This is a genomic window from Cupriavidus mimosae (genome assembly GCF_023952485.1).
Classification (GTDB): Bacteria; Pseudomonadota; Gammaproteobacteria; order Burkholderiales; family Burkholderiaceae; genus Cupriavidus; species Cupriavidus taiwanensis_C.
The window spans coordinates 1-14,974 of record NZ_JALHRY010000032.1 but is presented as its reverse complement, the minus strand read 5'-3'; the positions used below and the strand labels follow the sequence as shown (position 1 = coordinate 14,974).

6 protein-coding genes and 1 pseudogene are annotated in these 14,974 nt (G+C 58.0%); 5 read left to right on the top strand and 2 right to left on the bottom strand.

Going from position 1 to position 14,974, the window contains the following annotated elements; all coding sequences use genetic code 11:
- The first annotated feature begins 47 nt into the window (after nucleotides 1-47).
- The 3 genes from tnpC to MKD50_RS29320 all read left to right on the top strand — a co-directional run bounded on the left by tnpC (nucleotide 48) and on the right by MKD50_RS29320 (nucleotide 6,086).
- Nucleotides 48-2,858 (top strand): IS66 family transposase, encoded by a 2,811-nt coding sequence (gene tnpC / locus MKD50_RS30770; RefSeq protein ID WP_012354695.1) that lies wholly within the window; start codon nucleotides 48-50, stop codon nucleotides 2,856-2,858.
- A 580-nt stretch (nucleotides 2,859-3,438) separates the two neighbouring features.
- A complete protein-coding gene (locus MKD50_RS29325) occupies nucleotides 3,439-4,473 on the top strand; it encodes a pyridoxal phosphate-dependent aminotransferase (protein ID WP_012354696.1) in 1,035 nt (344 codons plus the stop codon).
- Between the two features lie 5 nt (nucleotides 4,474-4,478).
- Entirely contained in the window at nucleotides 4,479-6,086 is a 1,608-nt protein-coding gene (locus MKD50_RS29320) for a thiamine pyrophosphate-dependent enzyme (RefSeq protein ID WP_041232866.1), read from the top strand.
- Between the two features lie 556 nt (nucleotides 6,087-6,642).
- On the opposite strand, the gene MKD50_RS29315 is transcribed toward MKD50_RS29320, so the two are convergent.
- A complete protein-coding gene (locus MKD50_RS29315) occupies nucleotides 6,643-9,006 on the bottom strand; it encodes a PEP/pyruvate-binding domain-containing protein (protein ID WP_197714832.1) in 2,364 nt (787 codons plus the stop codon).
- 560 nt (nucleotides 9,007-9,566) lie between these two features.
- Nucleotides 9,567-10,550 (bottom strand): annotated as a pseudogene (locus tag MKD50_RS29310) (transposase).
- A 687-nt stretch (nucleotides 10,551-11,237) separates the two neighbouring features.
- Between MKD50_RS29310 and MKD50_RS29305 the strand changes: the two are divergent.
- Together MKD50_RS29305 and MKD50_RS29300 are read left to right on the top strand one after the other, a co-directional pair.
- A complete protein-coding gene (locus MKD50_RS29305) occupies nucleotides 11,238-12,344 on the top strand; it encodes an efflux RND transporter periplasmic adaptor subunit (protein ID WP_012354701.1) in 1,107 nt (368 codons plus the stop codon).
- Between the two features lie 20 nt (nucleotides 12,345-12,364).
- On the top strand, nucleotides 12,365-14,974 hold a 2,610-nt coding region (locus MKD50_RS29300; protein WP_252669712.1), incomplete at its 3' end, for an efflux RND transporter permease subunit.

The window sequence follows — 14,974 nt, the reverse complement described above, 5'->3', positions numbered from 1 at the left end:
CCATCGCGCTGCGTGAACGCTGCTTGGCGGCAGCGGTCTAACCCGCCATGCCATCCACGCCCGTCACCGTTACCGCCGCCGAGCTGCAATTGTTGCGCGATGCCGAACGCGAACTCAAGGCAATACTCGCGGAACGCGAGGCAATCAAGGGCGAGCTGCGTGTGATGACGGTCCAGCGAGACCTGCTCTTGGAACAGCTCAAGGCGTTCCAGCGTAAGCTGTTCGCCGCCAAGAGCGAGGCGCGAGGTTCGGAGCAGAAGGACTTGTTCCTCAATGAAGCCGAAGCCTTGGCGGCGGCCGCGCAGCCAGCGCAGGAAGAAGAAGGTACGCCCGAGACCGAAGTGGCCGGACACAAACGCAAGAAGCGTGGCCGCAAGCCGCTCCATCCGGCGCTGCCCCGTGTCGAGGTTCGTCACGAACTACCCGAGTCGGAACGCGTCAGCCCCCTCGATGGCCAGACTCTGGTCGAGATTGGCGTCGAGGTCAGCGAACAGCTCGACATCGTGCCGCAGCAGGTCCGCGTGATCCAGCACCAGCGGGTCAAGTACGCCTGCCCATGCTGCGACGGCGGCATCAAGACAACGCCGGCACCGGCGCGCATTATTCCCAAGGGACTCCTTACCGAATCGGCGCTGGCCTGGTGCATCACCTCGAAGTATCAGGATGGCCTGCCGCTGTACCGCCAGGCAGCGCTGCTGCATCGCTTCGGCGGGGACCTCTCTCGCGGCACCCTGGCCGCAAGCATAGTGCGAGTAGGCCAAGCGGTGCAGCCAGTCGTCAACCTGCTGCGCGACCATCTGCTGGAAGCAGACGTCGTGTACGGTGACGAGACAACGGTACAGGTGCTCAAGGAGCCCGGCAGGCCTGCCCAGAGAAAGAGCTTCCTATGGGCGCAGATGAATGGCACGGGGCCGCCGGTACGGTTGTTTGCCTATAGCCCGACACGCGAGACAAAGCAGGCTACGGCTCTCTATGCCGGTATCAAGCCTGGGGCGGTGTTGATGACCGACGGCTATGCACCATACGACGACGTCTCAAACACCTATCAGTTGGTGCATCTCGGATGCTGGGCACACGCGCGCCGCTACCTGGTCGAGGCGGAGCAAGCCTTGCCCAAGGACAAGCGCCCCGACCACCCGGTCACCGGATCCCTGCAGCGCATCGGCAAGCTGTTTGCCATCGAAAGCCACACGCTCAAGATGAAGCCGGAACAACGGCAGCAGGTTCGCGCCGAACAAAGCCAGCCGCTGCTGGCCGAGATCGAAACAATGCTGCTGCAACATCTGCATACCGTGCTGCCGCAAAGCCTGTTCGGCAAGGCGCTGCACTACCTGCATGGGCAGTGGCCAAAGCTCGTGCGCTACATCGAGAACGGAACCTGGCCGATCTCGAACAATCCCTGCGAGAACGCGATTAGGCCATTCGTGATCGGACGGAGAAACTTCCTCTTCTGCGACACCGTGGCCGGTGCCAACGCCAGCGCAAGTCTTTACTCGCTGGTGGAAACCTGCAAGGCCAACGACGTCGATTCGTATCAGTATCTCGTTGCCTTGTTCAAGGCGTTGCCACACGCACAGACAGCCGACGACTACGAGGCTCTGCTGCCCTGGAGGCTCAAGCCCTCAACCGTCTTCGGATACCGCCGGCGGCCGGAAGGGACGCCCTTAAAAGACCGCTTACAGAAGAAGGGTATCGTGGAATCGGGAGTCAAGTACGTAAAGAACAGCTTCGGGCCGCTGCGCGACTTCCGCGACCTCGCCGATGCCAACCGCCAGGTGCGCGCCTGGGTCATGGCCGAGGCCGGCACTCGCATCCACGGCACACCGGGATGGTCACGTTCAGTTCGAGCGGGCTTATTACTCGGCGCCGTTCCGTCTGGCCGGCAAGTCGTGTGGCTCAAGGCTACGGCGACGATGGTGCATCTGTATGAGGAATACATCCTGCTTGCTACTCACTTGCGACAGGGTGCGCTCGGCGCCCGCAGTCCCGTCACCGACCATCTGCCACCCGAGGCACAGGCTTGGCAATTGCACGATGTCCAGTGGTGCTTGCGCGAGGCCAAGCGCATCGGTCCGTCCTGTTCCGCTCTGGTGCGCGTGCTGTTCGGCGATCGAGTTCTGATCAAGTTGCGTGCTGTCCAAGGCCTGTTGCGGTTCGCACAGCAATGCAGCGACGAACGGCTGGAAGCCGCCTGCCGGCGGGCCAACCACTTCGGCACGCCCAACTACGGCGCGGTCAAGCAGATTCTGGCCAAGGGGGCTGGATCTCGAACCAGCGCCCACGGTCAGCACGCTGGCCACCACCTACGCCCAAGGCGGCCGCTTCTGCCGCGACACCCAGACGCTGCTTCTTCATTGAATCCCATGAATCCGATCCCCGAACTCTCCTCCGCCCTCAAGCAACTGCGCCTGTCTGGCGTTCTCGACACGCTGGAAGTACGCAATCGCGAAGCCGTCGAGCGTCAGTTGGCCCACACCGACTTCCTCGCCTTGCTTGTCCACTACGAACTGGCTCGCCGGGACCAGAAGAAACTCAGCCAACGCGTGCGCCGCGCCAGCTTCCGCGGGGAGAAGACCCTGGAGGGCTTCGACTTCGACCGCCTGCCAAACTTGAACCGGGCGACTGTCTATGACCTGGCCACCGGCCGCTACATTGAGGAGAAGGCCTGCATCTTGATCGCCGGACCGTGCGGTACCGGCAAGAGCCACTTGGCCCAGGCACTGGGGCATGCCGCCGTCCGCGCCATTCTTGAGACCCCGTTCGAGCCCGATCCAGGCGACTCCGCCTGGCTCCATTACGCCGAAGATGCCCGGTTCCTTTATGCCGGCGATCGACAACGCCTGACCGCTGGCCCCTGATCGAGGCAACCACAATATCTCAAGGTCAGCAGGGTTCGCGCGTACGGCTATCCTGACGAAGATAGTCCGTAAAAATATCAGTAAATGTTCGTTCCATGAAATAACTTCATGGCGTCTTGAAAACGGATCATTTTACCGACCTCGCACCGAGCAATTACAATAAAGACTTGGCTTGAAAAGAAAGCGGCTAGGGTCAAGCTAAGAAGTGTAGAAATTTTAGTGCATCCCGAGGGGGCATGGGATAAGGAAGTGTAGCGGTATCCAGCATCGCCGCAAATAAAGGAGGCCCTTTGCGCAAGCCTCGTTGATTATGCCTTGCCATATTCTTAGTCGTATGTTGAGTGATATTCTCCATTGAGCTTGAACTCATCCGGCATCAAGCGGACGAATCAATTTCGTGTGGACACACGGCACACACAAGGCACTTCCGCGAACATAATGCTCATGAATTATCGAGGGGGAAGTTCAATCCAGCGGAGGAAAGATTAGTCCACTTTTCCGAGTCGTTATCGGGTATCCAGCGCTGAAATAGTGAAATATCTCCTATTTCACTATTATAAATGGTAAATCATTTGATGAAATGATGGCGGACGAAGAAATAATGCAGATTACGAAACTCTCCTCAAACGAGAACCCATTTGGCCCATCACCCAAAGCAGTTGATGCCGCGAAACTAGCAATTGCCTCTGCGAATCGCTATCCAGAACGCACCGACAAAAAGCTCTGCGACGCCCTAGCTGCCTTTCATGGTAGAGGCCTTACAAGCGCGCAATTTTTCTCGGCAAACAGCGGTGTCGAAGTACTGTCTTTAGTGGAAGATGCGCTGATTAAGCCTGGTCAACGTGCCATCATATGTCCGCCGTGTTTTAGTGAATATTCAAAATCTCTTGCAAATAAGGGATGCGAGATAGACAGAGTACCGCTGATTGGATCGGATTTCCGCTTGGACGTCGATGCAATCCTACGCAGGATAAACAAGGATACCAGGTTGCTATATCTTTGTAATCCAAATAATCCGACCGGGACCTGGTTTGGGGAAAGTGTGTTGGGTACAGTGTTGGGAAAAATTCCGGATGATGTCACCGTAATATATGATGAGGTGTATTATCAATTTGCTACAGAAGAAGGCCTTCCTGATGCTATACGGCATGTCCTCGACGATCAAAATGTCGTGATTGTTCATAGCTTTTCCAAGGCTTATGGTTTGGCTGGTATGCGCATCGGTTATGGGATCGCGCCGCAACGGATAGCTCAGAGTGTGAAGAAGCGGAAACGAAATTTTCACCTAAGCGCAGCAGGAATGGATGCTGCAATTGCCGCTTTGGGGGATAGGGTTCACTTGCAGCGCACCGTCGATAACAACCATGCCGAGCGGCTCAGGCTCGCGACCGGGCTAAAAGCCCTGAATCTGGAGGTGACACCAAGCCAGGCAAACTTTCTCATGGTTCGCTGTCCCAAAGGCTTCAACGCTGAGGAACTGGCAGGGCTCTTGGTTGGGAACGGGGTCATGGTACGTCCCGCATTCGATCTGCCGCACTGCATAAGAATCACGGTCGGTGCACCAGGTGACAACACGAGATTACTCGCATTATTGGATACGCTTCTGGAGGGCTGAAGACTATGAGAGCTATGACGGGTGGTGAGGCAGCAGTTCTTTCTTTGCATAACCTCGGAATAAGGACGGTATTCGGTCTACCTGGCATGCAGAACGATTGGCTCTATAATGCATTTTTCGATCATCGAGAAAAATTCCGGATAATTCACACTCGACATGAGCAAGGTGCGGCATATATGGGACTCGGTCATGCTCTGGTCAGCGATTTGCCCACGGTATTCAACGTTGTTCCGGGGCCAGGCCTTCTCAATTCAACCGCCGCGATCTCAACGGCGTACGCACTTAACGCAAAGCTGATGTGTTTGACCGGTCAGATAAACTCAGCGGCAATAGGAAGAGGTTGGGGTGAATTGCATGAAATTAATGATCAGCTCTCAATCTTGCGTTCCCTTAGCAAATGGGTAGCAACTGCTCACACCCCATCGGAGATTCCGATCTTGATCGGTGAAGCCTTTCACCAGATGCTTTCGGGTCGACCTCGACCAGTTGGGCTGGAGATTCCAATGGACGTGTTAGCCAGCACGGCTCCCGCCGATCCCCAACTCAAACTACGGACTCCCTATGAACCTCCTCTGGACGAGGAAGCTATCGAAGAGGTCGCCAAAGTGCTAGGTGCCTCTGTTGCTCCAATGATATTTGTCGGAAGCGGTGCGCAAGGCGCGAGCACATTGGTCCGGCAGTTAGCGGAGGTCTTACAGGCACCGGTCGTGGCATATCGTACCGGTATGGGGGTTGTGGATGCCCGTAGCTATCTCTCCCTGCACCTGCCTGCCGCGAAGGACCTTTGGGGAAAAACCGATGTTGTTCTGGCCATCGGTACCAACATGCGAATACCAGCAAAAAAATGGATTCGGACACATCGGCCGGATATTATTCGCATTGACGTTGACCCGACCACACATCGTAGATTTTTTACGCCGAAGTGCGAAATTACGGCTCGGGCAGAGCAAGCCTTGCCACTCTTGCTGAGAAGGCTTGAAGAATACAATGCCGTTCGACGTCCACGAGAAACTGCATTGATGGAAGTCAAAGCCGCATGGGAAGCGCGTTCAGCGGTGCTCGAACCACAATTGAGCTATCTGAAGGTTATCCGTGAAGAAATAGGTGAACATGGAATATTTGTAGACGAATTAACCCAGGTTGGCTTTGCGAGTCGCATCGTTTATCCTGTATACAGTCCCCGCACTTACATATCTACCGGCTATCAGGGGACACTCGGATATGGCTTTCCGACTGCGCTCGGAGTGAAGGTTGCAAAGCCAAACGTACCCGTGGTTTCTATTACGGGGGACGGCGGGTTCATGTTTGCCGTTCAAGAGCTAGCCACTGCTGTACAGCATAAGATTTCTCTGATCGTTCTGCTTTTCAATAACAACTGTTTTGGAAATGTCCGCCAGATGCAAGTCAACGACTACGGCGGTAGAATTATAGCAACTGATCTTCGAAATCCAGATTTCTGCCGTTTGTCGGAAAGCTTTGGTGCACAAGCGTTCCGAACGGACTCTCCCGAAGGACTGCGGTTCGCATTACGTCGGGCCATCTCAACGACGAGTGTACCGACGGTGATCGAAGTCAGCGTGGGGGATATGCCAAGTATTGACCAGTTCCGGTGAGGTGATTCTCCATTCTATGAAGTTTTCGATAAATCTAACCGCTTCGGGAGCCCGTATTGAGAACGGCGGGACACATATGAGTTTCCAAGTGTTTATGGGCTTGACCCCGTGCCTGACTAGAATCCCTCATATAACGGCTGAGTGATCATCGCCGCCATCGATTTGTTTATTTTCACGCGCTTCCAAATCAAACGGGCACCTCAGTTGGCGACGCTCATGATGTCAACATGAGCCTGACATCACCTAGCGATTACAATTGTATTGACCGTTCGCCTTGCTGAGTAAGTTCGATCATGGTATCGGATTTATCACGCTGGTTACCTCCTACCCTATGAGAGCATCAGGGCGACCTGTTGCGCGAAATCATCCTGGAATATGGAGTCGAAGGGCTGACCGCCCCTCGGCGGGCCGTGATCAGTGTGCCTGCCGAGGGCCAAGCGAAGCAACTTGGCTATGAGGTCTTCACGAGTTTCGATAAGGCCGCTCGTGGGAGCGTTCTAATGCGGCGAGGGCATCGCCGTACTCCGTGTTCAGACATCGCTTCCATTTCCATAGCTTAACTGAGAACTTGGACGCGTTGAGCTGCACATTCGAGTCGAATAACGCGTGCGTTCCGCCATTGCTCAAAGCGGCTGCCGGCGCCGATAACGGCGGGAACACCAAGTTCACGCGCTCTGATTGACATATGTGAATTTTCGCCACCGTACTTCGTGATAAATCCCTTGACGCCGTGCGTGAATATCCAGTCAAAACCGGGGTCAGCATTTTCCATAAAAACGATGCTGTCCTTGAACGACGAACCATGTACATCCGTCACAAGCCCCTCAACTGTGAGCGCGGTGATGAAGCTCGGGCGGGAGTGGAAGACATGGAAGCCGAAGATGTCTTTTGGGGAGCACAAAAGATCAGGAAGGCGGAGATATCTGGTTGTTTCCCAGTGCTGTCGATTTCTCTCGACTGCAGACCGCAGAAAGGTCGAAGGATTGGAGCGAATCTCTAAAGAGAATGCAATGTCGGGCATCGTAAGGAACGACAGATCGTCTCTGCTAAGACCAAGATTTGCTCCAACGAGTGCGAGCATCTCCAAGGCGTCCGAAATTAGACGGCTAAAAGAATGTTTGACGCGTTCACGGCCCTGAATCGCCTTCATTGCAAAGGCTTCAAATATCGGCCAATCGAAAGCGTAGCCGGTTCGATCGAACTCGGAAGAAAGGGCCGATATCTGGGCAGGTGACAGAGCTAAGTCAATGGCGGATACTTCTGTCGTCTCCTCTTTGATGGTGCGATTCATCCAGTCGAAGTATTTACTAATAGGATCGTCGTATCGAGGAACGGTGATCTCGTATGTGCCAGGGCGAATATGGCCGTGCAAATTTAAAAATTCTGCAGGCTGTAGTGCAAAAAAATCGTTTACTAGTTGGGCTGCAACGGAGTCGGAGGCGCGCACGACGGCATCCAGGAACCCCGGGCGAAGCAATTTCTCAGACTCTAATGACTTGAGAATGTCCGTCGCTACGAAGGCCGCTCTCGCAATCTCAGAGAATAGCACTGTGCCATGCACGTGCACTTTTTCGATCAGCGACAGGACATCAAGCAATCCGTGGTCCTCATTCCAATTTGTAAATTTTGCAGTGGATTCTAACGCTTCGATGCCGTGTCTAGCACGATCAAAGAGGTCATCGCCAGTGATAATGCGGTTCGTTAAAGCACGTAGCAGGTCTAGGTACGATGCCCATTCGTTCTCAGAAAGGCTTGGGAATAGCTCGCGCCAATGACCGTCCCTCATTCTTGGTTTGAGGCAAGTTGGAACAACGCGAAATTCTATTTTGTCATGAAGCTCTGGCTTAAGAATTAAATTGCGTTGAGCATCGGTGATGATTTTTTTTGCTATGGAATTGGGCAATGCGGCCGGTAGAAAAGAGGCGACGCTTGCTGATACAGAAACATATGGTGTGCCGCCAATCATATGCATTAGGGGAACTGCGCGCAAATCTCGGTACCCGAAATTTGCCCGCGCGGAAGCCCACGCGGTATTAGTGAACAGGTGACGAAAGAGGGAGGCGGCCAATGGCCGTGGCTTAGTTCCTATCAACTCGGCGGGGTTCACATCCGGCATGACTCCAAGAACTTCCCCTACGAGTCCCTGGCGGTTATTGAAGCTGTTGACGTCCTCAATCGACGCTTCAACGCCATTCAGTGATTGGAGAAGCATGGCAAGGTGGCCTGCGCTGTATCCACATCTCCGCGGGGCTGTTATGGGCCGTACCTGGAAGATCACCACGGTTCCATTATTCGAGATCCCGAATTCGATATCTACCTCTTTAATGCCAACAATTTCGATCACTTCTTCTATTGCTGGCACCAAACGCCGGAGAGGCTCCGGTGCATCGTGGCCCGGTACAAATATGTAAGTGCGGGTGCCGTTTCCACCAGAAGTCACAACTGTAGTATCGCCGCTCTCATCGTAGCTAACAATATAGTATGGAAGGCCAGATTCAGGGTCGCATGTCATGACAACGCCACTTACCGCGATATCTTTGGCCATCGGTTGGACGAACACCTCGTCGGATGGCAATAGGGTGCCGTACGAAGAGAACACATCATCTATTGCTTGAATCAGTTGCTCATCGGTACGGACATTTAATACAGAAAGGTACTGGCCGGCTTTGGATTGCTCCAGACTATCCTCGGATGCTGCGCTAGATCTAACTGCTAGAGGATCCGATATTCCGAAAGAAATTTTTATTAATTTGACAATCTTTGTGGAACTTGTGCTCCATTGTGCATGCGTCACACGATGAAGCGGATAAACGTCGAATTTAGAGGCGGCTGCTCTGAGTGCGATTAATGTTTTCGCTTTTGTGTTTTTGAAGGGGGCGGCGTCTGGGAAAATCCTCATGGAGGAGTTTGATTTGTCCAAGTTATTGATCTCCAGGCTAATAATATGTTCCGTATTTTTGGTGTGATTTGTGGTCCAAATGCAGCGAAATTATGTGGCATTAGGTAAATTTCCACATCGACGCGCCGCAAGTACATAGAGCAACATGCGTGCCAAACCTAAACACATAAATGCTCACAACTCAATGGATTGATTGAGAGCGGGGACTTCGAAGGAAATGACAAGCCGATCGTGGGCCGTTGAATGTCTATGAGGGGTGGCGTGGACCTTCAACGCGCCCGGCATGAGTGGACTATTCGGGCCTTCGGTACTGGCTGCGGGCTTTGGCTGGGTCTCGATAGGCTGTGCGCATTTTGATCGAGACAATTAGCAATGATCCGTTTGCTTATATAGTAAAGGCACTCTTTACTTTATTTATTGGTATGTCGCTATATGATCAATGGCGGCGACTATTGGTTGGAAAGACGACGATTTTGTCGTAAAGCAGACTTTTGCTGCTACATTGGTGACCGCGAAACCATGGCAACACCATTTCGACAAACATGCCAAGGTTGCCGTCCTGTTTAGGCATTTTGTTTGGTTCAACGAGGAATTCCGGGGAAGGCCCCGCGGATTTTGAGGAAGAAATACTCCTGGTCTGGGTAGCAGTAGACATGGCGCTTGATGACCTTAATCGTGTTGCTGATCCCCTCCGTGTTTAACGGCTGCCGGCAGCGGATGTACCTCCTGAGGGGCACTCTGATTCTGCGGGTTGCGCAGCAGCAGCCAGCGCGTGGACTTGAGCACCCGCCTGGTACTGTGATCGTGCCGCAGGCGATTGGCCTGGTCGACGCGAACCCGGCCAAGGGCCTCGCGCCCGTACTTGGCCACGACGTTGGAACAGGTCATAGGCGCTTCCGAAGCCCAGCTCGTACGCGGTCGTCATGTCGATGGGCGACTGCCGCGACGCGCTTGGCCGCGTCCGGTTAGGAGTTGCTCGAGGAACGTTGATGCCGTCTCGCGCGAGTGGCCCTTTCCGATCCGGAGCACGTCCGATCGGATCGATGACCACTGTGGTGTAGCGATGTCGCTTGCGCAGGGTGAATCGTCCGTAGCCAGATAAGGGATTGGTCGACCACAGGCTCGCGCAGGCGTGCCTTGTCGATGGATTTGACGGTACGCCAGCCCAGTTCGTAGAAGGCGCCCACGGCCTGCACCGTGCAGCTGCGTAAGCAAATGGCCGCAGCTTGTGCCAGCCGGGCTGTGGGACGCGTTGATCGCGCCCGAGCTATTCCAGCCGTTCAAGCCGGGGGCCGCCGCACTGGCCGCACCACACCCCACGCCGCGGGAAGTGCGGCACAACGCGGTACTCGAACAGCGGCAGATCCCTGACTCGGCGAACTAACGTCTGTGAGTCTGATGACACCGCGCCGCGCACTCCTCGCAATGCATGACCTTGCTGACAGCATCGGATAGAGCGACAGCGTGCGGCTCTCGCCCTCGGGCCAAGCCACACGTTGCGGCCTGCAACCTGAAAAGCAACTCAATGCTGTGGTAGTGTGAAGCCGGCCGCGAGTTGTTGGCAACGAAGGGATCCGTCTCTGACGTGGGCATTCATATTGTGTCCAGATTGAATTCGGTTCGCCCGCGTTGTGGGCGGGCCGCGGCCGCAAGGATGTGCGTTGTGGCTACATGTATTCCGGCGATTCCTCATAGGTTCTAGTGATCCCGGCCTCTTGCGGTCGGGTCCGATCTTGCCCTGCGTCACGAATGGGAGGTGATTGAGCAGGCCGGCCACTTGAAAGCCAATTCCAGCACAAAGGAAGCATACGGAAGTACCTACGAGGGATTGCGCGTTAATGAGAACCTTCTATACTCGGCGCTCGACAGCCCTAAAAGGTTGCGCTTTACCGTGCGCCATCAGATTGATGATCTATCAGAGAATCCCTACGCGCAATTCGGGTCTGACTGACGGACAGATTATTATGGTGCGGCAGATAATTTGGAATGAGAGGTTCTGTGTATAGCGGGTCATTAAATTCACCGGGCTTGCACCGTTGTGCGTTCTCGTTGGGGGTACCAAGTCGCAGGCCTAAGAGCGGTGTGCTGGCGGGTGCTTATCGTGATCACCCCTTTGGTAAGGGACTGAGCGTGAGTGACGCAAAAGAAGTCCCGAGGTGTCGCAGAGTATTTCCGCGACGATATGTTCGGGCAAGCCTTGAAGGATGGGTAAGGGGTTGCCGCCAAAGCCAGTAACCGTCCAAAAGGCCGACATGAAACGAAAGAACCTCCTAGTCACTATTGGCTGCACTTTTTTAGTGCTGGGCATTGTGACCTACGTGCGCACCGCTAGAAGTTCGCATCGGATATTTGAACCTGAGGAGGCCAGCGGCGTCGAATTCCTGCAGACAGACTTGGTTCAAGTGGCGCGCCAGGACCTGCAGTTGTCGCTACCACTGTCGGGCAGCCTGCGCGCGCTGAACCAGGCCTCGGTCAAGGCCAAGGTCTCCGGTGAGGTGAAGCAGGTGCTGGTGCGCGAGGGCGAACCGGTGCGCGCCGGCCAGGTCATCGTGCGCATCGACCCGGCCGAATACGAGGCCCGGGCCGCGCAGGCGCGCGGGCAGATGCTGGCCGCGCGCGGCCAGTTCGAGAATTCGCGCCAGACCTGGGAACGCAACCGCGAACTGGTCGGCAAGGGCTTTATCTCGCAGACCGCCTTCGACAAGTACCAGTCCGACCTGGCGGTGACGCGCGCCAACCTCGACGCTGCCCAAGGCGGGCTGGCGGTGGCGCAGAAGGCGCTGGCCGACACCGTGGTCAAGGCGCCGCTCGACGGTATGGTGGCCGCGCGCGCGGTGCAGCCTGGCGAGAAGGTGTCGCCGGATACGCGCCTGGTCGATGTGGTCGACCTGCGCGTGCTGGAGCTGGAAGCGCCGATCCCGATGGCCGAGGTGGCGCGCGCCGCGGTGGGCCAGCCGGTGGCGCTGGAAGTGGAAGGCGCCGGCGGCTTTGCCGGCAAGCTGGTGCGCATCAACCCGGCGGTCAGCGAGGGCACGCGCAGCATCATGGTCTATGTGCGCGTCGACAATGCCGACCAGAAACTGCGCGCCGGCATGTTCGCGCGCGGCGCGCTGGTGCTGGGCCAGCGCGCCGCGGTGGTGGCGGTGCCGGTGTCGGCGGTGCGCACCGAGGGCGAGCGCGCCTTCGTCTATGCCATCGAGCGCGACACGCTGGCGGAACGCCCGGTGCAACTCGGCCTGCGCGACGAAGCCGGCGGCATGGTCGAAATCGTCGCCGGCCTCGACGCCGGCGCCGAGATCGTGCGCAACAACCTGGGCACGCTGCGCAGCGGCAGCCAGGTCAGGCTCGTCAAGACCTGACAGCATAGAGGACGCGCCCCATGTGGTTCACCCGCCTGTCGATCCGCAACCCGGTGCTGGCCACCATGATGATGATGGCCTTCATCGTGGTGGGGCTATTCTCGTACCAGCGGCTGCCGGTTGACCAGTTCCCGGACATCACCTTCCCGGTGGTGGTGGTGCAGACCGAATACCCAGGCGCCGCGCCGGAGTCGGTCGAGTCCGACGTCACGCGCAAGGTCGAGGAGATCGTCAATACCATCTCCGGCATCGACGAGATCTTTTCGCACTCCTACCAGGGCACTTCGGTCGTCGTGATCAAGTTCGACCTGAGCGTCGATGTCGGCCAGGCCGCGCAGGACGTGCGCGACAAGATCGCGCTGATCCGCCCGCAGTTCCGCGACGAGGTCAAGGAACCGCGCGTGCTGCGCTATGACCCGTCCGACGCGCCGATCTTCTACCTGTCGGTGTCCAACGCGCCGGGCGCCGGCCGCGGCCAGCGCGAGCTGACCACCATCGCCGACCAGATCGTGCGCAAGCGGCTGGAAACCGTACGCGGCGTGGGCGCGATTAATCTCGTCGGCGGCACCAGGCGCGAGGTCGAGATCCGCATCCGTCCGGCGCAGCTGGAAGCGCTGGGCATCGGCGTCGACCAGGTGATGAACGCGATCCGCAACGAGAACCAGGAATTGCCCGCGGGCGAACTGCGTTCCGCGGCGACCGAGACCGTGGTGCAGATCAAGGGCCGCGTGCCCACGCCGGATGCGTTCCGGCAGATCATCGTCGCGCGCCGCGCCGGCCAGCCGGTGACGCTGGGCGAGATCGCCGACGTGCGCGACGGCCAGGAAGAACAGGAAAGCCTGGCATTGCTCGACGGCAAGCGCGCGCTGTTCCTGTCGGTGGTGAAGGCGCAGGGCCAGAACACGGTCGATACCGTCGACGGCCTGGTGCGCATGACCGACGAGGTGCGCAAGCTGGTGCCCGCCGGCGTGCAGCTGAATGTGGTCAACGACACCGCGCGCGGCATCCGCAGCAGCGTGAAGGAAGTGCGCTCGACCTTGCTGGAAGGCGCCTTCCTGACCGTGGCGATCGTGTTCCTGTTTCTCGGCTCGTGGCGCAGCACGGTGATTACCGGGCTGACGCTGCCGATCGCGCTGATCGGCACCTTCGGCGTGATGTACCTGTGCGGCTTCACCCTCAACGTGATCACGCTGATGGCGCTGTCGCTGTGCGTGGGCCTGCTGATCGACGATGCCATCGTGGTGCGCGAGAACATCGTGCGCCACAACCTGATGGGCAAGGACCACCGCAGCGCGGCGCTGGACGGCACCAACGAGATCGGGCTGGCGGTGCTGGCCACCACCTTCTCGATCGTCGCGGTGTTCCTGCCGGTGGGCTTCATGGGCGGCATCATCGGGCGCTTCTTCCACCAGTTCGGCATCACCGTGGTGGCGGCGGTGCTAATCTCGATGTTCGTCTCGTTCACGCTGGACCCGATGCTGTCCTCGGTCTGGCATGACCCCGACCTGCACGGTACCGGCAACAAGGCCAGCTGGTACGGACGCACGGTGGGACGGCTGCTGGACTGGTTCTCGGCCAGGATGGACCGGCTCGGCGACGGCTACGCCGGCATGCTGGGCTGGGCGCTGAAGCATCGCCTGGCGACCGCCGTCATCGCCGCCACGACCTTCTTCGGCAGCTTTGCGCTGGTGCCGCTGATCGGCACCGAGTTCGTGCCCAATGCCGACCTGGGCGAGACCCAGGTCGGCTTCACCACGCCGGTCGGCACCCCGCTCGACGTCACCGAAGCCAAGGTGCGGCAGGTCGAAGCCGCGCTGAAGGCCTTCCCCGAAGTGGCCTACACCTACGCCACCATCAACTCGGGCAACGCCTCGGGCCGCAACAACGCGCTGGTGTCGGTGCGCCTGACCGAGCGGCGCGCGCGCACCCTGACCACCGCGCAGCTCAACCCGCTGATCCGCCAGCGCCTGGCCGGCATTGCCGGCATCACGCTGACCATGGTCGGCATGCCCGACGGCGCCGGCGGGCAAAAGGCGATCCAGGTATCGATCCAGGGCGACGACCTCGACGAACTGCGACGCCTGTCGCGCGAAGCCAGCGCGCGCATGGCGGCGATTCCCGGCCTGACCGACCTGGATTCGAGCATGAAGGACGACCGCCCCACCATCGAAGTCCGCATCCGGCGCGAGCTGGCCTCGGACCTGGGCGTGGGCGTGGCGCAGATCGGCAATGCGCTGCGCCCGCTGCTGGCCGGCGATGCCATCAGCTCCTGGCGCGCGCCCGACGACGAGAATTACGACGTGCGCGTGCGCCTGCCGAAGGACGCGCGCACCGGCATGGCCGACCTCAGCGCGCTGATGATCGCCAGCAGCCACGCCAATGCCGATGACTCGCCGAAGATGGTGCCGCTGCGCCAGATCGCCGAGCTGGTGCCCACCACCGGCGCCAACCAGATCAGCCGGCGCGACCTGAACCGCGAGGTCGAGCTGACCGCCAACGTGGCCGGGCGCTCGGCTGGCGAAGTCGCGCGCGACGTCAAGGCCGCGCTGGATGGGGTCAACTGGCCGGCCGGCTACAAGTACCGCTTCGGCGGCTCGACCAAGTCGATGAACGAGTCGTTCGGCTACGCC